The 21,220-nt window shown below is 38.4% G+C and carries 22 protein-coding genes; 20 read left to right on the forward strand and 2 right to left on the reverse strand.

Annotation, left to right across the window (positions count from 1 at the left end):
- Positions 1-230 precede the first annotated feature (230 nt).
- The 9 genes from IGJ46_RS03605 to recN all read left to right on the forward strand — a co-directional run bounded on the left by IGJ46_RS03605 (position 231) and on the right by recN (position 7,633).
- A complete protein-coding gene (locus IGJ46_RS03605) occupies positions 231-662 on the forward strand; it encodes an Asp23/Gls24 family envelope stress response protein (RefSeq protein ID WP_002355874.1) in 432 nt (143 codons plus the stop codon).
- A complete protein-coding gene (nusB, locus tag IGJ46_RS03610) occupies positions 655-1,107 on the forward strand; it encodes a transcription antitermination factor NusB (RefSeq protein ID WP_002355875.1) in 453 nt (150 codons plus the stop codon). Before IGJ46_RS03605 ends, nusB begins: the two co-directional genes overlap by 8 nt.
- Before the next feature lie 103 nt (positions 1,108-1,210).
- Positions 1,211-2,056, forward strand: coding sequence for a bifunctional methylenetetrahydrofolate dehydrogenase/methenyltetrahydrofolate cyclohydrolase (locus IGJ46_RS03615; RefSeq protein WP_002355876.1), 846 nt, complete (start codon positions 1,211-1,213; stop codon positions 2,054-2,056).
- Between the two features lie 9 nt (positions 2,057-2,065).
- Positions 2,066-3,412, forward strand: a complete 1,347-nt coding sequence (xseA, locus tag IGJ46_RS03620) for an exodeoxyribonuclease VII large subunit (protein WP_218391470.1) — start codon at positions 2,066-2,068, stop codon at positions 3,410-3,412.
- A gap of 1 nt (position 3,413) precedes the next feature.
- A complete protein-coding gene (locus tag IGJ46_RS03625) occupies positions 3,414-3,644 on the forward strand; it encodes an exodeoxyribonuclease VII small subunit (RefSeq protein ID WP_002355878.1) in 231 nt (76 codons plus the stop codon).
- The gene (locus tag IGJ46_RS03630) at positions 3,644-4,525 is read left to right on the forward strand and encodes a polyprenyl synthetase family protein (protein ID WP_002355879.1); all 882 of its coding nucleotides are present in this window, start codon (positions 3,644-3,646) and stop codon (positions 4,523-4,525) included. The genes IGJ46_RS03625 and IGJ46_RS03630 overlap by 1 nt, the downstream gene beginning before the upstream one ends.
- A gap of 13 nt (positions 4,526-4,538) precedes the next feature.
- Positions 4,539-5,354 carry a TlyA family RNA methyltransferase gene (locus IGJ46_RS03635; RefSeq protein WP_002383397.1) on the forward strand — a complete coding sequence of 272 codons (816 nt, stop codon included), beginning with the start codon at positions 4,539-4,541 and terminating at the stop codon, positions 5,352-5,354.
- Between the two features lie 138 nt (positions 5,355-5,492).
- The gene (locus IGJ46_RS03640) at positions 5,493-5,942 is read left to right on the forward strand and encodes an arginine repressor (protein WP_002358881.1); all 450 of its coding nucleotides are present in this window, start codon (positions 5,493-5,495) and stop codon (positions 5,940-5,942) included.
- A 17-nt stretch (positions 5,943-5,959) separates the two neighbouring features.
- A complete protein-coding gene (gene recN, locus IGJ46_RS03645; RefSeq protein WP_002386195.1) occupies positions 5,960-7,633 on the forward strand; it encodes a DNA repair protein RecN in 1,674 nt (557 codons plus the stop codon).
- A 91-nt stretch (positions 7,634-7,724) separates the two neighbouring features.
- Here recN and IGJ46_RS03650 read toward each other — a convergent pair whose 3' ends face one another.
- Entirely contained in the window at positions 7,725-7,835 is a 111-nt protein-coding gene (locus IGJ46_RS03650; RefSeq protein ID WP_002383399.1) for a DUF4044 domain-containing protein, read from the reverse strand.
- Between the two features lie 67 nt (positions 7,836-7,902).
- A complete protein-coding gene (locus IGJ46_RS03655; RefSeq protein ID WP_002386196.1) occupies positions 7,903-8,868 on the reverse strand; it encodes a magnesium transporter CorA family protein in 966 nt (321 codons plus the stop codon).
- 244 nt (positions 8,869-9,112) lie between these two features.
- On the opposite strand from IGJ46_RS03655, the gene IGJ46_RS03660 reads away from it, so the two are divergent.
- From IGJ46_RS03660 to ftsZ, 11 genes are all read left to right on the forward strand, one after another.
- On the forward strand, positions 9,113-9,505 hold the full coding sequence (locus IGJ46_RS03660) for a DUF3397 domain-containing protein (RefSeq protein ID WP_002383401.1): 393 nt from the start codon (positions 9,113-9,115) through the stop codon (positions 9,503-9,505).
- A 233-nt stretch (positions 9,506-9,738) separates the two neighbouring features.
- The gene (mraZ, locus tag IGJ46_RS03665) at positions 9,739-10,224 is read left to right on the forward strand and encodes a division/cell wall cluster transcriptional repressor MraZ (protein WP_002383402.1); all 486 of its coding nucleotides are present in this window, start codon (positions 9,739-9,741) and stop codon (positions 10,222-10,224) included.
- 14 nt (positions 10,225-10,238) lie between these two features.
- Positions 10,239-11,195 (forward strand): 16S rRNA (cytosine(1402)-N(4))-methyltransferase RsmH, encoded by a 957-nt coding sequence (gene rsmH, locus IGJ46_RS03670; RefSeq protein WP_218391569.1) that lies wholly within the window; start codon positions 10,239-10,241, stop codon positions 11,193-11,195.
- 16 nt (positions 11,196-11,211) lie between these two features.
- The gene (ftsL, locus tag IGJ46_RS03675) at positions 11,212-11,619 is read left to right on the forward strand and encodes a cell division protein FtsL (RefSeq protein ID WP_002358883.1); all 408 of its coding nucleotides are present in this window, start codon (positions 11,212-11,214) and stop codon (positions 11,617-11,619) included.
- Positions 11,619-13,847, forward strand: coding sequence for a penicillin-binding protein (locus IGJ46_RS03680; RefSeq protein WP_010823477.1), 2,229 nt, complete (start codon positions 11,619-11,621; stop codon positions 13,845-13,847). Before ftsL ends, IGJ46_RS03680 begins: the two co-directional genes overlap by 1 nt.
- 27 nt (positions 13,848-13,874) lie before the next feature.
- On the forward strand, positions 13,875-14,840 hold the full coding sequence (gene mraY / locus IGJ46_RS03685) for a phospho-N-acetylmuramoyl-pentapeptide-transferase (protein ID WP_002355894.1): 966 nt from the start codon (positions 13,875-13,877) through the stop codon (positions 14,838-14,840).
- A 22-nt stretch (positions 14,841-14,862) separates the two neighbouring features.
- Positions 14,863-16,233, forward strand: coding sequence for a UDP-N-acetylmuramoyl-L-alanine--D-glutamate ligase (gene murD / locus IGJ46_RS03690; protein ID WP_104855484.1), 1,371 nt, complete (start codon positions 14,863-14,865; stop codon positions 16,231-16,233).
- Between the two features lie 4 nt (positions 16,234-16,237).
- Positions 16,238-17,329: an undecaprenyldiphospho-muramoylpentapeptide beta-N-acetylglucosaminyltransferase gene (gene murG / locus IGJ46_RS03695; protein ID WP_002355896.1), complete on the forward strand. Its 1,092-nt coding sequence runs from the start codon at positions 16,238-16,240 to the stop codon at positions 17,327-17,329.
- An 8-nt stretch (positions 17,330-17,337) separates the two neighbouring features.
- Positions 17,338-18,462, forward strand: a complete 1,125-nt coding sequence (locus IGJ46_RS03700; protein WP_002355897.1) for a cell division protein FtsQ/DivIB — start codon at positions 17,338-17,340, stop codon at positions 18,460-18,462.
- 173 nt (positions 18,463-18,635) lie between these two features.
- On the forward strand, positions 18,636-19,958 hold the full coding sequence (gene ftsA / locus IGJ46_RS03705; protein ID WP_002355898.1) for a cell division protein FtsA: 1,323 nt from the start codon (positions 18,636-18,638) through the stop codon (positions 19,956-19,958).
- A gap of 26 nt (positions 19,959-19,984) precedes the next feature.
- The gene (ftsZ, locus tag IGJ46_RS03710) at positions 19,985-21,217 is read left to right on the forward strand and encodes a cell division protein FtsZ (RefSeq protein ID WP_002355899.1); all 1,233 of its coding nucleotides are present in this window, start codon (positions 19,985-19,987) and stop codon (positions 21,215-21,217) included.
- Positions 21,218-21,220: the final 3 nt, after the last annotated feature.

Consider the following 21,220-nt stretch of genomic DNA (forward strand, 5'->3'; position numbering starts at 1 on the left):
CAGAACTTAGCTTTTCTGGTAGCGAAATAGGCTAATTAATGATAAACTAAGAACGAGTATTGATAAGCAAAATTTGGACGTTCTTTCACAACTAACTGAAGAAACCAGTGTTGTTTTAATTTTTAAGAATCATCCGTTGCTTAAAAGAGAATCCTTAAGAGACTTAGTGATTCATCAAATAAATCGTTTATTTAACGATTTTGTGCGTAATAGATAAGGAGGACAACCAAATGTCAGAAGAAAAAAATCTTGTAATCAATGCAAACGATTCTTTAGGAGAAATCGTGATCGCTCCTGAAGTCATTGAAGTAATTATCGGAATCGCTGCTTCAAAAGTAGAGGGCGTTTATGGGATGCGTGGCACGTTTGCCAATAATGTGAATGAATTATTAGGCCGTGCAGCACACGGCAAAGGTGTATATTTACGAACAGAAGAAGAAGGCTTAAAAGTCGATATCTATTGTTACTTGAACTACGGTGTTTCTGTGCCAAAAGTTGCATTAGAAATGCAAGACCGTGTGAAACAACAAGTCTTATTTATGACAGATATTGATTTAGTTGAAGTAAATATTCATGTTGTAGCGGTAGTACCTGAAAAAATCCCTCAACCAGACTTAAATGAATTATTCCCAGAAGATGAAGATGGAGAAGAGAATGAGTAAAACAGAATTAACCCGTCACGAGATTCGTGAAAAAGCGCTCCAAGCCCTTTTTCCTTTAGATTTTAATGCTGATTTAACCAAACAAGATGCCATTGATTATGCATTGGCTTATGATAATCGGGAAATCGTCAGTGAAGATGGCGAAGACCTAGTCCCTACGTATTTAGATTTACTTGTCGGCGGTGTGTGTAGCCGCAAAGCAGAACTAGACGAAGTGATTACGAACCATTTAGGTAATAACTGGTCTATGCAACGCTTAGCAAAAATAGATATTGTTATTTTACGTTTAGCTATTTTTGAAATGCTATACGTTTCAGATGTGCCAAACATTGTGGCATTAAATGAAGCCGTTGAGTTAAGTAAAAAATACAGCGACGACCGTTCACGTAAATTTGTTAATGGTGTGTTATCAAATGTAATGAAAGAAATTGATTCAGAGGCGTAAGCTCTGAATCTTTTTTTACTATCTAACTGGTGTTAAGATACTGGGTTATATGCTAAAATAAATACTATTAAAGAAGTAAAGAAACAATAGAGGGAGCGAAGGAATGAGTACAGTAATTAACGGTCGTGAATTAGCAGATCAAATGCAAGCAGAGATTCAAAAAGATGTAGAAAAGATGACACAACAAGGCATCCAACCAGGATTAGTTGTTTTATTAGTTGGGGAAAATCCTGCCAGCCAAACGTATGTGAGAAATAAAGAACGTGCAGCAGCCAAAATTGGCATTCTGTCAAAGGTCGAAAAACTGCCAGAAACTATTTCAGAAGAAGAATTATTGGCTGAGATTGACAAATATAATCAAGATTCACGCTTTCATGGCATTCTTGTACAACTACCTTTGCCAAAACATATTGATGAAGAAAAGATTTTATTAGCGATTGATCCCAAAAAAGATGTAGATGGGTTCCATCCAATGAATTTAGGCCGTTTGTTTGTAGGCAAACCGGAAATGATTCCTTGCACGCCGTATGGAATTATGAAGATGTTTGAAGCTTATGATATTGATTTAACAGGTAAACGTGCGGTGGTTATTGGTCGAAGTAATATTGTTGGCAAGCCAATGGCACAATTATTGTTAATGAAAAATGCGACCGTGACGATTGCCCATTCTAAAACTGAACATTTAGCAGAAGTTGCAAAAGAAGCGGATATTTTAGTTGTAGCAATTGGACGCGGGCATTTTGTCACCAAAGAGTTCGTGAAACCAGGTGCGGTAGTGATTGATGTGGGTATGAATCGCAATCAAGAAGGAAAACTGATTGGTGATGTAGCATTCGATGAAGTTTCTGAAATTGCAAGCTATATCACACCAGTTCCCAAAGGTGTTGGCCCAATGACGATTACCATGTTAATGTATCAAACAGTCGAGGCAGCAAAAAAACAAAAGTAAGGTGAAAAAATGACGCAACAGTATTTAACAGTAACAGCCTTAACGAAGTATTTAAAACGTAAATTTGATGCAGACCCTTACTTAGGACGTGTCTATTTAACAGGTGAAATTTCGAACTTTCGCTTCCGAGCGAACGCGCATCAGTACTTCAGTTTAAAAGATGATCATGCGAAGATTTCTGCAATTATGTTTAAATCAGCCTTTCAAAAATTGAAGTTTCAACCAAAAGAAGGCATGAAAGTCATGGTGGTGGGGCGGATTTCGCTTTATGAAAACAGCGGCTCCTATCAAATTTATATTGAACATATGGAACCAGATGGTGTAGGTGCACTTTATCAAGCATTGGCAGAATTAAGAGAAAAACTAGGAAAAGAAGGACTTTTTGAAGGGCCTAAACAACAGTTGCCTCGTTATCCCAAACGAATCGCTGTGGTTACAAGTCCTAGTGGTGCTGTTATTCGGGATATCATTACGACAGTCAAAAGACGGTATCCGATTGCACAACTGGTCCTTTTTCCAACCTTGGTTCAAGGCGAGCAGGCGGCGGATGACATTGTGCGGAACATTCAGCGAGCCGATGCGCAAGGCGATTTTGATACGATGATCATCGGCCGTGGCGGTGGTTCAATCGAGGATTTATGGCCATTTAATGAAGAAAAAGTGGCTCGAGCCATTCATGCTGCCACCACACCGATTATTTCATCGGTTGGTCACGAAACAGATGTGACAATTGCCGATATGGTAGCAGATGTTCGTGCAGCAACGCCAACGGCAGCAGCGGAACTAGCGGTACCAGTTTTAAATGAAGAACTATTAAGAATTAGTGAACGGCGTAGTCGTTTAGAACAAAGCTTTTTATATCTCTTGCAACAACGAACAGAACGTTTCCAACGACTACAAAACTCTTATGTGTTTAAGCAACCTGAGCGACTTTATGAAGGTCAAACGATTAAATTAGATCGAATGACGCAACGTCTTTTCCAAGCAATGACAACGATTCATCACCAAAAACAACGTCAAGCCCAAGGAATTATCGCTCAATTGCAACAACAGACACCAAAGGGACAATTAAGACAAAGTCAGCAACAGTTGGCATTTTTACAACGAAACTTGCAAACGCAAATGACACAATTGTTCCTAAACAAACAAAAGCAATTCACGTCTGCTGTTCAACAACTAGACTTACTCAGCCCACTCAAAATTATGGGTCGAGGATATAGTTATACTACAAAAGAGGACCGTCTCGTTAAAACTGTTACCGAGTTACAGCCAGCAGATCAATTAACGATTCATTATGCTGACGGTACAGTTCAAGCAAACGTCGAAACAATAACAGCGAAAAAAGAGGAGTTTTAACATGCCAGCAAAAGAAAAAACGTTTGAAGAATCATTAAATGCCTTAGAAGAAATCGTTCAGCGCTTAGAACGAGGAGATGTTCCTTTGGAAGAAGCCTTAGCTGCCTTTCAAGAGGGCATGGCATTAAGTAAACAATGTCAAGATACATTGGAAAAAGCGGAAAAAACTTTAACGAAAATGATGACAGAAAACAATGAAGAAATTGTTTTTGAAGAGAGCGAGGAAGCGTAATGACGAATTTTAGTCAACAGCATTTACCGTTGGTTGAAAAAGTCATGGTGGATTTTATCGCAGAATATACTGAAAATGAGCGTTTGAAAGAAGCAATGCTCTACTCAATACACGCAGGTGGCAAACGATTACGCCCATTATTAGTGTTAACAACAGTGGCCGCTTTTCAAAAAGAGATGGAAACACAAGACTATCAAGTGGCTGCCTCTTTAGAGATGATTCATACGTATTCATTAATTCATGATGATTTACCAGCAATGGATGATGATGATTTACGTCGTGGCAAACCAACCAATCATAAAGTGTTTGGTGAAGCGACTGCCATTTTAGCAGGGGACGGCTTATTAACAGGTGCATTTCAGTTACTTTCTTTGAGTCAATTAGGCTTAAGTGAAAAAGTTTTACTGATGCAACAACTGGCAAAGGCAGCGGGGAATCAAGGCATGGTTGCCGGCCAAATGGGTGATATTGAAGGAGAAAAAGTCAGCTTGACTTTAGAAGAGTTAGCGGCTGTTCATGAAAAGAAAACTGGAGCGCTAATTGAATTCGCCTTAATTGCCGGGGGCGTATTAGCCAATCAAACAGAAGAAGTCATTGGTTTACTGACACAGTTTGCGCATCACTATGGCTTGGCTTTTCAAATTCGTGATGACTTATTAGATGCCACAAGTACAGAAGCGGATTTAGGTAAAAAAGTAGGCCGAGATGAAGCGTTGAATAAAAGTACGTACCCAGCTCTTTTAGGGATTGCTGGCGCGAAAGATGCGCTAACACATCAATTAGCAGAAGGTAGCGCTGTTTTAGAAAAAATCAAAGCAAATGTTCCCAATTTTTCAGAAGAACATTTAGCAAACTTGTTAACTCAGTTACAATTGAGATAGAAAGAAGGCACTTATGAAAAAAGAACGCGTCGATGTCTTGGCGTTTAATCAAGGACTATTTGAAACACGAGAAAAAGCAAAACGCAGCGTGATGGCTGGTTTGGTTTACAATGATAAAAATGAACGTTTAGATAAACCAGGGGAAAAAATTTCTGTGGAGACACCCTTACATACTAAGGGCCAAGTAATGCCTTATGTTTCTCGTGGGGGCTTAAAACTAGAGAAGGCACTAAATGTTTTTGCAATCAACGTTCAAGGCAAAACAATGCTAGATATTGGTTCCTCCACAGGTGGTTTTACCGATGTCGCTTTACAAAATGGGGCTCGTTTGAGTTACGCTTTAGATGTTGGCTATAACCAACTAGCATGGAAAATTCGGCAAGATGAACGCGTGGTGGTAATGGAACGTACCAACTTTCGCTATAGTAAACCTGAAGATTTCACCGAAGGGGTGCCGGATATTGCAACGATTGATGTTTCCTTTATTTCATTACGCTTAATTTTGCCACCTCTTCATGATATTTTGAAAAAAGGCGGTAGTGTGGTGGCGTTAATTAAGCCACAATTCGAAGCTGGCAAAGAGTTTGTTGGGAAGAAAGGAATCGTGCGTGATCCAGAAACCCATCAAATGGTTGTGGAAGAAATCACACGCTTTGCCATGAATAACGGTTATGATGTGAAAAACTTAGATTTTTCACCAATCACTGGTGGCGAAGGAAACATTGAATTTTTGGCACATTTAGTTTCTGTTGATGGGGAAGGATCCTATCAAGCGACAGAATCCATTGAAGAAGTTGTCGCGCATGCGCATCAAAAATTAGTGGAATGATGAGAAAAGTTAGAAGAAAGAAGTGGACGCCTACGGGTGAAAGCTTCTTTTTTGTATAAATCTAGTAATTCATCTTTTAAAATGCATAAAAATAAGCTATGATGAGGGCAAGAGTAAACTGAAAAGGAGAGCGGCGCCATGAGAAAGCAAGATAGACACCGTTTAATTACACGTTTATTGACTGAAAAAAATATTCAAAAGCAAGAAGATTTTGTCAACTACTTACAAGAAAAGGGCGTAGCTGTAACACAAGCAACAATTTCTCGCGACATTAAAGATATGAAACTGATCAAAGTTCCATCTGCAGAAGGGGGTTATCGGTATAGCCTTCCATTAGAAACACAAGCTAATACGAGTGCTAAACTTGCAAAGCTTTTAAAAGATGCCTTTGTAGCTGCAGAACAAATGGAAAAATATGTCGTATTACGAACCATTCCTGGCAATGCGGCGGCGTGTGGTAGTTTAATCGAAAAGAATTACCAAGAGAAACTTTTTGCCGTCATCAACGATGATGATAGTGTTCTCATGATTGCGCGAACTGAGGAAGCAGCAGAAAAACTTCATAAAGAGCTGTTAAGCTATCTATAAAGAATGAGGTGAACAAGATGTTACAAGAACTTTCCGTGAAAAATTTTGCGATTATCTCTTCGTTACAATTAGAGTTTCAAATGGGTATGACCGTTTTAACGGGAGAAACGGGTGCGGGGAAATCCATCATTATTGATGCAATGGGATTACTCACAGGCGGACGCGGCTCCAGTGACTATATTCGTCAAGGAGCAAATAAATGCACCTTAGAAGGACTTTTTTCAATGCCGAAAAGTCAAGAATTAAAGCAATTATTAGAAGAATTAGGTATTGAAACAGAAGAAGATTCTTTAGTGATTCAACGAGATATTTCCGCTTCTGGTAAAAATGTTTGCCGTGTCAACGGACGGATTGTCAACATTACTAATTTAAAAAGAATTGGGGAATATTTAGTAGATATTCATGGCCAAAACGAACATCAAGAATTGATGCAAAGTGAACGCCATATTGATATGTTAGATGAATTTGGTGGGAAAAAACTTTTAGCAGTCAAAGAAAAATATACACAGGCGTATCAAGAGTATCGCGCACTCGAAGCCAAAGTCAGAAAGCGACAAAAAAATGAAAAAGAATTTGCCCAAAGAATGGACATGCTTCATTTTCAAAGTGATGAAATTGCTAGTGCACAGTTAGTCGCTGGCGAAGAAGAACAATTGTTAGAAGAACGCAATAAACTGAACAATTTTCAAAAGATTGCTGATGCACTGACGATTAGTTATGCCGCGCTAAATGGTGAAGACGATAGTAGTTTGGATAAAATCGGAACAAGTATGAATGAACTCGCTTCGATTGAATCCCTTGATCCAGAATATAAATCATTGTCAGATACTGTTCAAAATGCTTACTACTTACTACAAGAAGCCAGTGGAGATCTTTCTAGGTTAATTGATGGCTTAGAACTAGACGAAGGTCGCTTGAATGAAGTAGAAAATCGTTTGGAATTAATCCGTCAAATGAAACGTAAATATGGCGATTCAATCGAAACGATTTTATCTTACTATGAAGAAATCACCAAAGAGTTAGCAGAGGCTGATTTTTTGGAAGGTGGTACAGGTGACTTAGAAGCGTTGCTTGCAGAGAAACAACAAGCGGCTCATCAACAAGCGTTAGCTTTACGAAAAGAACGAAAGCGCCTAGCCAAAGAGCTCGAACAACAAATTTTAACCGAATTAAAAGAACTATATTTGGAGCGAACTGAATTTGAAGTCCGCTTTACAGAACTTGAGCATTTACAAGAAAATGGCTTAGACGGAGTAGAATTTTATATTACTACTAACCCAGGGGAACCATTAAAACCGTTAGTTCGGGTGGCTTCTGGCGGAGAACTTTCGCGAGTGATGCTGGCTATGAAAACAATCTTTTCTCAAACGCAAGGGATCACTAGTATTGTTTTTGATGAAGTAGATACAGGAGTCAGTGGCCGAGTAGCACAGGCGATTGCCGATAAAATTTATCAAATTTCAGAAAATTCGCAGGTGTTGTGTATCACGCACTTGCCACAAGTGGCGGCCGTTGCCGATGAACATTATTTTATTGAAAAAGAAATCGTGGCGGGTCGGACAGAAACAAGCGTCCGAATTTTATCTGAAAAAGAGCGAGTAAACGAAATTGCGCGTATGCTCGCAGGAAGTGAAATTACGAAATTAACCATTGAACATGCACAAGAGCTGTTGGCGATGGCGAAAAAATAGCCGCTCTATTTGAGTAAGTAAAAAAAACAGCCCCTTCAATTGATAGAAGGGGCTGTTTTTTTACTTTTAATGTGTGAAAAAGTTCTCCAGTTTAAAGACTAAGAATCGCTGTTAAAACAGTTGAACCTACAATTGCGATCAGCATTAGCCAAACCACGACTTTCGTGATTTTTGAAAAGCGACTTTGTTCTTTGTCGTTCATAAATGACACGTCCTTTTTAATTTCTGCTAATAGTGTACAACCTTTTCCTGAAAACAGCAACCTAAAGTTATAAGAGATTCTTTTTCTTTAAAATTCGAATACTAATTATGCAGATTAAGGTAGTGATGGCAAAAATAATCCAAAAGGAATATTCATGCTCTGCAAAAGGGAGTTTCACATTCATGCCGTAAATTCCTCCGATGATGGTTGGAATGGTCAGGACAATTGTTAAGGATGTTAAAATTTTCATGACATTATTTAAGTTATTTGAAACGATTGCTGAAAAAGTATTACTAATGTTATCAACTAATTTTAGTTGTATTTTAGTCGTATTCAGTCCTTGTTCTAGTTCAATCAGAATATCCCTTAAAAATGGCAAATGTTTTTCTGGATGATTAAAAATTTCAGCGCTATATAAACGTTTTAATACTTTTAAATTATCCGTTAAAGCTGCTTCGAAATAAACTAGACTTTTTTGAATGTCCATAATCTGATACAATTGACTATTTTCTGTGGCTACTTGGAGCTCTCCTTCAAGTTTGTTGGTTTGTTGGATAAGTGCTTGTAAGTTTTTATTGAAGGAAAGGGCCATCTTCCATGAAAGGGCTAAAATTAAGGCCTTCTCAATAGAAAGATCTTGATGGGTGAACGCCTCTTTTTGGATCCCATGAACGATGTCGTTAGGCCCATTGCTAACAGTAATTAGTTTGTTATCGACGGTTGCGATTAAAGCAATCGGCACCGTTTCTACTTGCAGATAGCCACTAGGACTGATACTAGCTTTGGGATAACGAAATAAAAGTAACGTAGGCGTTTGTAATTTTTCGTGGCGGAAACCTTCCACTCGAGCATTTTCTTCATCATCTAAAACGCCGGTAAGATAATCTGTTGGTAAGTGGTATTGATTGACGAGACGCTCGATTTCTTCTTCTGTAGGAGATTCTACCGAAATCCAACTTAGGGCTTCATCGTCTGGTGAACAAGGTTCAAAATAGTCATTTTTCAATAATAAATAATTAATCAAAAGATTCACCCCGAATCAACATTTTTTGTTCTAAATCCATTATAATAGAAGTATGACACAATACGAGAAGAAAAGCTTATAAAAAACATTCAAAAATAAGTGGCCGCGATAGGTGAGGCCTCGTTTTGAAAATGGTTTGATAAGTAATCCGTTTTTTATATGAAAAAGCAAGCAAAAAGGGCTTTTAGCACATATATTTAAACGAAATGAAACATCTGTGTAACGTTGATGAAGTATAGTTATAGCAGGTGGAATGAAAGGATTTGTTGAGAGAATGGTGTCGTTTTCGGCAATAATGTTATTTTGGTATATTTTTCCGGTAATTGTGCTCTTTGCATGCAATTTTCTCGTGTCCACTTTTTCCCTAACGGAACGTTGGAAAATAAAAGCACCGGATTTGGCCATTCCGTTTTTATTCATAGGGATCCATGAGTTATCCAAAGATAGTTATGATGAATCGATTATGCCGTATTTTGTGATTTCTATTTTGTTATTAGGAGTCGCTGTTGCCCTGTTTCAAGCTTATTATTATGGAGAGATTTTATATAGACGATATTTCAAGATGTTTTGGCGGTTGACGTTTTTACTAACGTTTGTGTTGTATGTGTTGCTTATCTTGCTAAATATCAGTCATTATCTACTGTAATAAAGCGTGGAGACAATAGGGGAAATACGCTGTGGGAAAATGTCCCCCACAACTCCCCACTCCGTGGGGTTTTTTTGTTATTTGTGGGGTTATTTTATAAAAAACATAGTAAAAACCTTGTTATAATAACATTTTTTGTTGGGTGATGCTTGTTACATAAAACCCTGTAAATATTACAGAAATTTTAAATAACAGTTAAAAAATAGAAGTTTTTAGATTTATAGTGGTAGAAAGTGGTGGGATGTGGTAGACTTGTTCTATCAAGTGGAAAAGCGGGTGTATTGGCTATGCTTATGGGTGAATACCAACATAATATCGATGCCAAAGGCCGCCTAATCGTTCCATCAAAGTTTCGTGAGGAACTTGGTGAAAAATTTGTGGTAACGAGAGGGATGGATGGCTGTTTATTTGGTTATCCTTTAAATGAATGGTCACAACTTGAAGCAAAACTTCAAGAAATGCCCTTAGCTAAGAAAGATGCACGTACCTTTGTACGATTCTTTTATTCCGCTGCAACAGAATGTGAGATTGATAAGCAAGGTCGTATCAATATTCCGGCGAATTTACGAACACATGCCAGTTTAGAAAAAGGCTGTGTTGTTATCGGCGTCTCTAACCGAATTGAAATTTGGAGTGACGAACGTTGGCATGCATTCTCTGATGAAGCTGAAGAAAACTTTGATGAATTAGCAGAAACAATGATTGATTTTGGATTTTAGGAATGAGGCAAATGATGACTGAAGAATTTCGCCATTACACCGTTCTTTTAAAAGAAACAGTGGATGGATTACAAGTGAAGCCGGATGGCGTATACGTAGATTGCACACTCGGTGGTGCCGGACATAGTGAATGCTTACTGACACAATTGAATGAGCACGGTCATTTATATGCCTTTGATCAAGACCAAAAAGCGTTGGCACATGCTAAGACTCGTTTGCAGAAATATGTAGACAAAGGTCAAGTGACCTTCATCAAATCAAATTTTAGAAATATTAAAGAAGAATTGGCAGAACACGGGGTGTTCCATGTTGATGGGATTCTATACGATTTAGGTGTTTCTTCACCACAATTAGATGAAGCAGAACGTGGTTTTAGCTATCATCAAGACGCGCCCTTAGATATGCGCATGGATCAAGACGCACCCTTGACGGCTCGCGAAGTGGTGAATACGTATAGCTATAGTGAGTTAGTAAAAATTTTCTTTCGTTATGGGGAAGAGAAATTTTCGAAACAGATTGCTCGAGAAATTGAACGTGTTCGTGAAAAGCAACCAATTGAAACAACAGGTGAACTCGTTGAGATTATTAAGACGGCGATTCCAGCTCCAGCAAGACGCAAAGGTGGACATCCTGCAAAACGAATTTTCCAAGCAATTCGCATTGCCGTTAATGATGAATTAGGGGCAGTTGAAGAGTCGCTAGAACAAGCAATTGATTTGCTAGCGAAAAATGGCAGAATCAGTGTGATTACGTTCCATTCGTTAGAAGATCGTATTGTTAAAACAATGTTTAAAGAATACAGTACGGTACAAGATTTGCCACCAGGCATTCCAGTGGTACCAGAAGAATTTCAACCAGAATTAAAAGTAATTACCAGAAAACCAATTTTACCAAGTGACAGTGAGTTATCTGAGAATAATCGTTCACGAAGTGCGAAGTTACGCATTGCCGAAAAAATAAAATCTAGATAGAGAGAGGGGTAGACACATGGCTGAATTGAAGAAAGTAAATGATTTCCATTATGAAGCACCAGAAATGGATCAGCCAACTGTGGCAACAGAGCAAGACAGAAAAATGCAAGAGGAAACACTACCTGTCCCCACTCTATTACCCAAAAAGAAACTAAAAAATGTCTCTTTACTAGAAAAATTAATCGGTGTTGTATTAGTTTGTGCAACGATTGGTATTGCAATTGCGACAATTCAAGTAAGAACGACAATTGTCCAAACCATGAACGATATTACAGAAACACAAGCAGTCATTAAAGAAAAGGAAGATAACGCTTTGAAATTGGAACAAGAAAGAAGCGAACTTTCTAAATCAGATCGAATCAAAGATGTCGCTAAAAAACAAGGACTAGAAAATAACGGCGACAATGTTAGGACTGTTAAATAATGAGTAAAAGACATAAATTTAAACAATTCATGAAAAAGAAAAACTTAAATCCGATGAACAATCGTAAAAAAGTAGGCATCATTTTATTCGCTACGAGTATTGGATTGTTCTTTTTATTTGCCTTTAGAACGACATACATTGTGGCAACAGGCAAAGTAGCCGGTGTATCGCTAAAGGAAAAAACAGCTTCTCTATATGAAGGAAGCCAAGTGGTAAAAGCTAAGCGAGGATCAATTTTAGATCGATATGGTAATCCAATCGCAGAAGATGCTACTTCCTATTCGTTATATGTCGTATTATCAAAAAAATATACGGGACAAAATAATGAAAAGCTCTATGCGGAGAAAAAAGACTTCGATGATATTGCTGAAATTTTAGCGAAATATACCAAACTAGACAAAAAAACAGCATTGAAATACTTGAATAATGGGATCCATGAAGATGGGTCAACACAATATCAAGTGGAGTTTGGTACGGGTGGTCAAAACATCACCTTGGAAACACGCCAAAAAATTGAAGCAGATTTGAAAAAGAAAAAAATCTCAGGTGTTTATTTCAATGAACATCCAGCCAGATTATATCCCAATGGTCAGTTTGCTTCTCACTTTATTGGCTATACAAAAGCAGCCAATCCAGATGATGATAAAGAAGGCTTAGTAGGCGCGATGGGACTAGAACAGGCCTATAATGATATTTTAAGCGGAACCGATGGCCGTGTGTATTTTGAAAAAGATATTTACGGTAATGCCTTACCAGGAACTGTGGCGGAAGAGAAAAAAGCAGTGGATGGTCAAGATATTTACACAACGCTAGATAGTCGCTTGCAAAATACCTTAGAAGATTTAATGACGCAAGTTAATGAAAAATATGAACCAGTTTCTATGACTGCCATGTTAATGGAAGCAAAAACAGGCGAAATTGTTGCCATGTCTCAACGGCCAACATTTAATCCTGAAACGAAACAAGGATTAGACAATAATGGCACGTGGCAGAACCTATTGGTTGAAAGTCCGTATGAACCTGGCTCAACACTTAAATTATTTACGTCGGCGGCGGCCATTGAGCAAGGATTGTTTAATCCAAATGAATCATTTAACCGCGTAGGTGGCATCACTGTTGGTGATAGGACAATTAACGACCATGATGTCGGCAATTTAAAAGACAAAACGTCTTTAACTTATCGTCAAGCTATTTCTTGGTCCAGTAATATCGGAATGGTGAACTTGGAACAACGAATGGGTGGCGACAAGTGGGTCGAGTATTTGAAAAAATTTGGGTTTGGTTCAAGTACACATTCGGGTTTGTTTTCAGAAAATACAGGCAAGCTGCCAGATAATAATATTGTGGCTCGCGCCAATTCAGCTTTTGGTCAAGGAATTACGGTTACTAATTTCCAAATGATGAAAGGTTTCTCAGCTATTGCAAATGACGGTTCAATGTTGCAACCTCATTACATCAGCAAACTTGTTGACAAAAATACAGGGAAAGAAACGATTACGGAACCGCAAATCGTAGGAACCCCAATCAAAGCGCAAACAGCTCAACAGATTCGTACGTACATGATTGATACCGTTGAAGACCCGACTTACGGGATTGCGTATGATATTTATAAAGTACCAGGCTATCATGTTGCTGCCAAAACAGGGACCGCCGAGATTTCAGATGGTAAAGGGTACGTTGATGGAGCAAGTCAAGTCTTGTCTTCTGTAGTGGAAATGGTCCCAGCGGATAATCCTGAATATGTTTTGTATATTACACTTAGACAAGCAAAAACAGGTTCACCTTCAGAAGCAATGGCGGCAATTGCAAACCCATTAATGAAATTAGCGTTAGACATTAAAGAGACAGATCCGGAAACAACGAAAGTAGCTTCTGATAAAGTCACAGTTGCTGATTATAAAAATATGACACCAGCGGAAGCGTTGGCCAATGCCAAAGTGAACGGGGTGGATCCTGTGATTATCGGTGATGGTGAAAAAATCAAGAAACAATCAACACCGTCTGGTCAAACATTAATGCCTAATCAGAAATTGATTTTGATCACAAATGGAACGAACTATATGCCTGATTTAACCGGCTGGTCGAAGAGCGATGTTACCAAGTTTGGTGATCTATTAGGTTTGACTGTCGAGTTTAAAGGTGAAGGCTATGTGACGAAACAAAGTATCGCTGCTGAAACTGAAATTACGGAGAAAAAATTAACCGTGACTTTAGAAGGCACAGAATAATAACGTAGAATAATTAGGAGAGATAACATGGAGTGGACACAGATTTTTATTCCCATAGTGGTGAGTTTTGCCATTACAGTGAGCGTAATGCCACTATTCATTGGCTATTTTCAAATGAAAAAACAAGGGCAGGTTACTCGTGAAGATGGCCCGACTTGGCATAGCGTGAAAACAGGTACCCCTACAATGGGGGGAGTCGTTTTCCTTGTAGCCAGCTTGATTACTTCATTAGCAATGGGGTTGTTTTTCCACCAATTTACGCCGTCTCTACTAATTATTCTATTTATTTTAGTATTATACGGTTTGTTAGGTTATTTAGATGATTTCATTAAAGTCTTTAAAAAACGGAACATGGGCTTGAATTCTCGTCAAAAATTAATTGGTCAAATTTTTGGTGGGTTGGTTTTCTACTTTGTTTATCGAAGTGAAGGCTTTTCAGACACCTTAGATTTGTTTGGAGTAGCAGAAGTTCCGTTAGGTATTTTTTATGGTGTGTTTATTATTTTTTGGTTAGTCGGTTTTTCTAATGCCGTGAATTTGACAGATGGGATTGATGGCTTAGTTGCTGGTTTAGGAACAATTTCATTTGGTACTTATGCAATTATTGCCTGGAAACAACAACAATTTGATGTTGTGATTATCTGCCTAAGTGTAATTGGTGGGCTGATTGGCTTTTTCCCTTATAATAGAAAACCAGCAAAAATCTTCATGGGTGATGTTGGTTCATTAGCATTAGGTGGATTGTTAGCAGCAATTTCAATTATTTTGCATCAAGAATGGACGCTACTTTTAATTGGACTTGTCTACGTTTGTGAAACAGCAAGTGTTATTTTACAAGTTGCTTCATTTAAATTATTTGGTCGACGGATTTTTAAAATGTCACCAATTCATCACCATTTTGAAATGTGTGGTTGGTCTGAATGGAAAATTGATTTTGTCTTTTGGTCTGTCGGTTTAATCTGTTCAGGAATCACATTATGGATTCTTTTCTAATCTATCAAAGGGGAAATTGACAATGAAAAAAATAACAACCTATCAAAACAAAAAAGTGTTGGTTTTAGGACTAGCTAAAAGTGGTGTCAGCGCAGCGAAACTCTTACATGAGTTAGGTGCGCTCGTTACCGTTAATGACGCAAAACAATTTGATCAAAACCCTGACGCCCAAGATTTATTAACCTTGGGTATTCGTGTTGTTACAGGGGGGCATCCAATTGAATTGTTGGATGAAGAATTTGAACTAATCGTTAAAAATCCTGGTATTCCTTATACAAATCCACTTGTGGCAGAAGCACTAACTCGGAAAATTCCTATCATAACTGAGGTGGAATTAGCAGGTCAAATTGCCGAATGTCCAATTGTCGGCATTACGGGCACCAATGGTAAAACAACCACGACCACGATGATTGGTTTACTGCTAAACGCTGACAGAACGGCTGGTGAGGCACGTTTGGCGGGAAATATTGGTTTTCCAGCGAGTACGGTGGCTCAAGAAGCAACGGCCAAGGATGATCTTGTGATGGAACTTTCTAGTTTTCAGTTAATGGGAATTGAGACGTTTCACCCACAAATTGCAGTAATTACAAATATTTTTGAAGCACACTTGGATTATCATGGTTCGCGGAAAGAATATGTTGCTGCAAAATGGGCCATTCAAAAAAACATGATCGTAGAGGACACCTTGATTTTAAATTGGAATCAAGTAGAGCTTCAAACGTTAGCCAAAACCACAGCTGCCAACGTATTGCCTTTTTCAACGAAAGAAGCAGTAGAAGGGGCTTATCTTTTAGATGGGAAATTATATTTCAATGAAGAATATATTATGCCCGCCGATGAGCTAGGGATTCCTGGCAGTCACAATATTGAAAATGCACTCGCAGCGATTTGTGTAGCTAAATTAAAAAATGTATCGAATGCTCAGATTAGACAAACTTTGACAAACTTTTCAGGCGTTCCCCATCGAACGCAATTTGTTGGCGAAGTTCAGCAAAGACGTTTTTATAACGATTCAAAAGCAACCAATATTTTAGCTACAGAGATGGCGTTAAGTGGGTTTGACAACCAAAAGCTACTTTTACTTGCGGGTGGCTTGGATCGCGGTAACTCATTTGATGAATTGGTTCCTGCTCTGCTGGGACTCAAAGCAATTGTTTTATTTGGAGAAACCAAAGAAAAATTGGCGGAAGCTGCTAAAAAAGCGAACATTGAAACAATTTTATTTGCTGAAAATGTTCAAACGGCGGTTACCATTGCCTTTGATTATTCGGAAAAAGATGATACTATTTTACTATCACCTGCTTGCGCAAGTTGGGATCAATACCCGAATTTTGAAGTACGCGGGGAAGCCTTTATGCAAGCTGTTCAACAATTAAAAGAAAGTGAAATGTGAGAAAATGAAGATACTAGTAACTGGTGGTGGCACAGGTGGGCATATCTATCCTGCGTTATCCTTCGTCGAACACGTCAAAAAAGAAGCACCTGCAACAGAATTCTTGTATGTGGGAACAGAAAATGGTCTAGAAAGTCAAATTGTGCCAAAGGCGAAAATTCCATTTAAAACGATTAAAATTCAAGGATTCAAGCGTTCGCTAAGTCCTCAAAATTTTAAAACAATTTATTTATTTTTAACAAGCATTAATAAAGCAAAAAAAATTATTCGTGAATTTCAACCAGATGTGGTCATTGGTACAGGCGGTTATGTTTCTGGTGCAGTAGTTTATGCGGCCCACCAATTGAAAATACCGACAATTATTCATGAACAAAATAGTATCCCCGGAATGACAAATAAATTTTTAAGTCGTTATGTGGATAAAATTGCGATTTGTTTTCCAGATGTCGCTAGTTTTTTCCCGAAAGAAAAAACAATTTTAACAGGGAACCCGCGGGGACAAGAAGTCGTAACGGTGGAAAAGTCAGCTATTTTATCAGAGTTTGGCTTGGATCCAGCAAAGAAAACGGTGGTTTTATTTGGCGGAAGTCGTGGCGCCTTGAAAATCAATCAAGCGTTTGAACAGGCCTTTCCTTTGTTTGAAGAGAGAGAGTATCAAGTTTTATACGCTTCAGGAGAAAGATATTATCAGGAACTTCAAGAAAGTCTAAAGCTTTCTGAAAAGAAATTGACAAACATAAGTGTGCAACCGTATATTGATAAAATGGTTGAAGTGATGGCTAATACCGATTTAATGGTGGGACGTGCAGGAGCAACCTCAATTGCGGAGTTCACCGCATTAGGATTACCAGCAATTTTAATTCCGAGTCCTTACGTCACGAATGATCATCAAACGAAAAACGCGCAAAGCTTAGTAAAAGTTGGTGCTGTTGAAATGATTCCAGATGCAGAATTGACCGGCGCTCGTTTAGTTGCGGCAATTGATGATATTTTATTAAACAATGAAAAAAGACAACAGATGGCAACGGCGTCCAAAGGGGAAGGCATCCCAGATGCAAGTGATCGTTTGTATCAAGTTGTGAAAACGTTAGTCTGAGATAGGAGGTGTGGAAGATTAGTAACGAGAACGATATATTCAAAAAAAGAAAACCATTACCTCCAAAAAAATCGGAAGAGTCTCAACCTGAACTGACACCTTGGCAAAAACAAAACCAAGAATATTTGAAGAAGCAAGCGGAAGAAGCTGCTTCAAAAGGTGAAAACGAACAAGCAGAAGTTACCATCACTTTACAAGAACAAAGTCAAGAAGAGCCACAACAACATCTTCCACAAGAAACAGTGGAAGAAGAGGAGCATTTTGCAGATCGTTTACCGAACGTTAAGAAAACACGGAACAAGCGCTTATATAGGCGTTTAGCCTTTATTTTAACTTGTTTAGGGACAGCCATTTTAGTGGCATTGTATTTTGTTTCGCCTCTTAGTCGATTGAGTGAAGTAACAGTTTCAGGTAACAAAAGTGTGGAGAGTCAAGCGATTATTCAGCAGTCAAAACTTGAAACGGGCAGTGGCTTATGGGAGCAGTATTCAAATAGAAATTATTTTTCTGCAAATATTCAGAAAAAGTTTCCAATTATAAAAAAGGCGAACATTAAGTTAAATGGTATTAATTCATTTAAAATTGATATTCAAGAGTATCAAATTGTCGCTCTTGCTGCGACTAAAGGCGGCTATCATCCGATTTTAGAGAATGGTAAAACTTTGGCGGAAACCACCAAGGCTGCTGAAAGTGGCAAACCAATTTTTGAGAATTTCAAAGAGGATAAATTAATCCCTGAATTAATGGCCTCTTACAACAAATTACCTCAAGAAATTAAACAAGGAATTTCAGAAATTAAATATGCACCATCAAAAACCAATAAAGACTTGATTAATGTCTATATGAATGATGGAAATCGAGTGATTGTTAATATTTCTGATTTAAGTGAAAAAATGGCTTATTATTCACAAGTAGCCGAGCAAATGGACAAACCTGGAATCGTTGATATGGAAGTCGGCATTTTTTCTTATCCGTATGAAAAAGAAAGTGAAGAAACGGGCAGTGAAGTTTCCGAAGATTCAGCGGTTGAAAATCAAGAAGTTGTGGACCCAAATGCAGGCGCAGCAACGGATGAAGCGAATAACGGTACGCCGACAAATGGAGAAAATCAAGAAGTGCAACAAGCAGAATAAGTTTTTTACAAAAATGTTTCAAAAATTAACGAACAAATTCGTATAATCTGCTTTCTAAAACCCCCATTTTTATGGTAAAATTGGAAGAAGTGAATAATACTAAAAAAGAGATAGTTAAACGGACGCCTTTGTCCGCTTAGATATTGGAATTAATAGGAGGAGGAATTCCGTTCATGGCAAAAACAGGAATGTATGTAGGCCTCGATATTGGTACAACTTCTGTCAAAGTAGTTGTCGCTGAATATATTGAAGGTCAAATGAACATCATCGGCGTTGGAAATGCAAAATCAGACGGTTTGAATCGAGGGATTGTCGTCGATATTGATCAAACAGTTCAAGCAATCCAACGGGCCGTTCGACAAGCCGAAGAAAAAGCCGGCATTCAAATTAAAAGCGTAAATGTTGGATTACCAGCGAATTTATTAGAAGTAGAAAGCTGTCAAGGAATGATAGCTGTTAGCAGTGAATCAAAAGAAATTACAGATGAGGATGTGCGCAACGTCGCATCTGCAGCTTTGGTTCGTTCAACTCCTCCTGAACGTCAAATTGTTGCAATCTTACCGCAAGACTTTACCGTCGACGGCTTTGAAGGCATCAAAGACCCACGTGGAATGCTTGGCGTTCGCATGGAGATGTTTGGCGTTGTCTATACTGGACCAAAAACAATCATCCATAACATCCGTAAATGTGTTGAAAAAGCTGGCTTAGGAATTAACGAATTAGTGATTACACCGCTTGCTTTAACGGAAACAATTTTAACAGATGGCGAAAAAGACTTTGGAACAATTGTCATTGATATGGGTGGCGGTCAAACAACGACATCTGTTATCCACGACAAACAATTGAAATTTACTCATGTTAACCAAGAAGGCGGTGAGTTCATCACGAAAGATATCTCAATCGTATTGAATACTTCTTTTAACAACGCCGAAGCCTTAAAAATTAATTATGGGGATGCTTATCCAGAAAGAACTTCAGCAAACGAAGAGTTTCCTGTTGATGTTATCGGTAAGTCAGAGCCTGTAAGAGTGGACGAACGTTACCTTTCAGAAATTATTGAAGCGCGTGTGGAACAAATTTTGAGAAAATCAAAAGAAGTTCTGGATGAAATTGATGCGTTTGAATTACCTGGAGGCGTTGTGTTAACTGGTGGCGCCGCTAGTATGCCAGGTATTGTCGATTTGGCGCAAGAGATTTTTGAAGCCAACGTAAAACTATACGTACCAAATCACATGGGCTTACGTAACCCAGTCTTTGCTAATGTCATTAGCATTGTGGAATATTCAGCGCAACTAAACGATATTTATCACATTGCCAAATATGCAATCCCTGGTGAAAAATCGAAACCAGCACAATCAGTCGCTGTCCAACAAGAAGTTCGCTATGACACATATGCTGAACAGCCTCAAGAAGAATACGAAGAATTCAACGAACGTGAGTCTGGTGAAAAAGTGACAGGCAAAATCAAAGACTTCTTCTCGAACATTTTCGACTAATCACATAAACAGGAGGATACGATATCATGGAATTTTCATTAGACAATAACATTAACAACGGTGCAGTCATTAAAGTTATCGGTGTAGGTGGCGGCGGCGGAAACGCTGTAAACCGTATGATCGAAGAAAACGTTAAAGGCGTGGAATTTATCACAGCCAATACAGACGTTCAAGCATTAAAACATTCAAAAGCAGAAACAGTGATTCAATTAGGCCCTAAATACACTCGTGGTTTAGGTGCTGGTTCACAACCTGAAGTTGGCCAAAAAGCTGCAGAAGAAAGTGAACAAGTGATTTCAGAATCATTACAAGGCGCGGATATGATTTTCATTACTGCTGGTATGGGTGGCGGAACTGGTACAGGTGCTGCGCCAGTAGTTGCAAAAATCGCTAAAGAATTAGGCGCTTTAACAGTTGGTGTAGTAACTCGTCCATTTAGTTTTGAAGGTCCAAAACGTGGTCGTTTTGCCGCTGAAGGAATTGCCTTATTAAAAGAAAACGTTGATACACTATTAATTATCTCAAATAACCGCTTATTAGAAGTCGTTGACAAGAAAACGCCAATGCTTGAAGCATTTAGAGAAGCTGATAATGTATTACGTCAAGGTGTTCAAGGGATTTCAGATTTAATCACTGCACCAGGTTACGTAAACTTGGACTTTGCTGACGTGAAAACAGTGATGGAAAACCAAGGAACAGCTTTAATGGGAATTGGTGTAGCGAGCGGCGAAGAACGTGTAATTGAAGCAACGAAAAAAGCTATTTCTTCACCATTGTTAGAAACATCAATCGATGGTGCGGAACAAGTCTTATTAAACATTACTGGTGGCTTAGACATGACCTTGTTTGAAGCACAAGATGCTTCAGATATCGTTACAAATGCTGCTTCAGGTGATGTGAACATCATCTTAGGTACATCAATCAATGAAGATTTAGGCGACGAAATTCGTGTAACAGTAATCGCTACAGGTATTGATGAATCAAAAAAGGATAGAAAACCGCACCGTCAAACAAGACAAGCGGTTCAACCAATGCAACAAACAACTCAATCTGTGGAAATGGATCAACCAAAATCACAAGAAGAAGCAAGTGCTTTTGGCGATTGGGATATTCGCAGAGAACAAAATACACGTCCAAAAGTTGATGAATCTTCATTAGAACAAGTAGACAAAAAAGAATTTGACACATTCCACCGTGAAGAACCAAATCACAATGATGACGAATTAAGTACGCCACCATTTTTCCGCAGAAAACGATAAGGA

This window comes from Enterococcus sp. AZ120, assembly GCF_050546165.1.
Taxonomy (GTDB): domain Bacteria; phylum Bacillota; class Bacilli; order Lactobacillales; family Enterococcaceae; genus Enterococcus; species Enterococcus faecalis.

Bases quoted from the DNA above. Each gene is read 5' to 3' on its own strand.
- IGJ46_RS03605 (WP_002355874.1), top strand. From the start codon at position 231: ATGTCAGAAGAAAAAAATCTTGTAATCAATGCAAACGATTCTTTAGGA.
- nusB (WP_002355875.1), top strand. From the start codon at position 655: ATGAGTAAAACAGAATTAACCCGTCACGAGATTCGTGAAAAAGCGCTC.
- IGJ46_RS03615 (WP_002355876.1), top strand. From the start codon at position 1,211: ATGAGTACAGTAATTAACGGTCGTGAATTAGCAGATCAAATGCAAGCA.
- xseA (WP_218391470.1), top strand. From the start codon at position 2,066: ATGACGCAACAGTATTTAACAGTAACAGCCTTAACGAAGTATTTAAAA.
- IGJ46_RS03625 (WP_002355878.1), top strand. From the start codon at position 3,414: ATGCCAGCAAAAGAAAAAACGTTTGAAGAATCATTAAATGCCTTAGAA.
- IGJ46_RS03630 (WP_002355879.1), top strand. From the start codon at position 3,644: ATGACGAATTTTAGTCAACAGCATTTACCGTTGGTTGAAAAAGTCATG.
- IGJ46_RS03635 (WP_002383397.1), top strand. From the start codon at position 4,539: ATGAAAAAAGAACGCGTCGATGTCTTGGCGTTTAATCAAGGACTATTT.
- IGJ46_RS03640 (WP_002358881.1), top strand. From the start codon at position 5,493: ATGAGAAAGCAAGATAGACACCGTTTAATTACACGTTTATTGACTGAA.
- recN (WP_002386195.1), top strand. From the start codon at position 5,960: ATGTTACAAGAACTTTCCGTGAAAAATTTTGCGATTATCTCTTCGTTA.
- IGJ46_RS03650 (WP_002383399.1), bottom strand. From the start codon at position 7,835: ATGAACGACAAAGAACAAAGTCGCTTTTCAAAAATCACGAAAGTCGTG.
- IGJ46_RS03660 (WP_002383401.1), top strand. From the start codon at position 9,113: ATGAAAGGATTTGTTGAGAGAATGGTGTCGTTTTCGGCAATAATGTTA.
- rsmH (WP_218391569.1), top strand. From the start codon at position 10,239: ATGACTGAAGAATTTCGCCATTACACCGTTCTTTTAAAAGAAACAGTG.
- ftsL (WP_002358883.1), top strand. From the start codon at position 11,212: ATGGCTGAATTGAAGAAAGTAAATGATTTCCATTATGAAGCACCAGAA.
- IGJ46_RS03680 (WP_010823477.1), top strand. From the start codon at position 11,619: ATGAGTAAAAGACATAAATTTAAACAATTCATGAAAAAGAAAAACTTA.
- mraY (WP_002355894.1), top strand. From the start codon at position 13,875: ATGGAGTGGACACAGATTTTTATTCCCATAGTGGTGAGTTTTGCCATT.
- murD (WP_104855484.1), top strand. From the start codon at position 14,863: ATGAAAAAAATAACAACCTATCAAAACAAAAAAGTGTTGGTTTTAGGA.
- murG (WP_002355896.1), top strand. From the start codon at position 16,238: ATGAAGATACTAGTAACTGGTGGTGGCACAGGTGGGCATATCTATCCT.
- ftsA (WP_002355898.1), top strand. From the start codon at position 18,636: ATGGCAAAAACAGGAATGTATGTAGGCCTCGATATTGGTACAACTTCT.
- ftsZ (WP_002355899.1), top strand. From the start codon at position 19,985: ATGGAATTTTCATTAGACAATAACATTAACAACGGTGCAGTCATTAAA.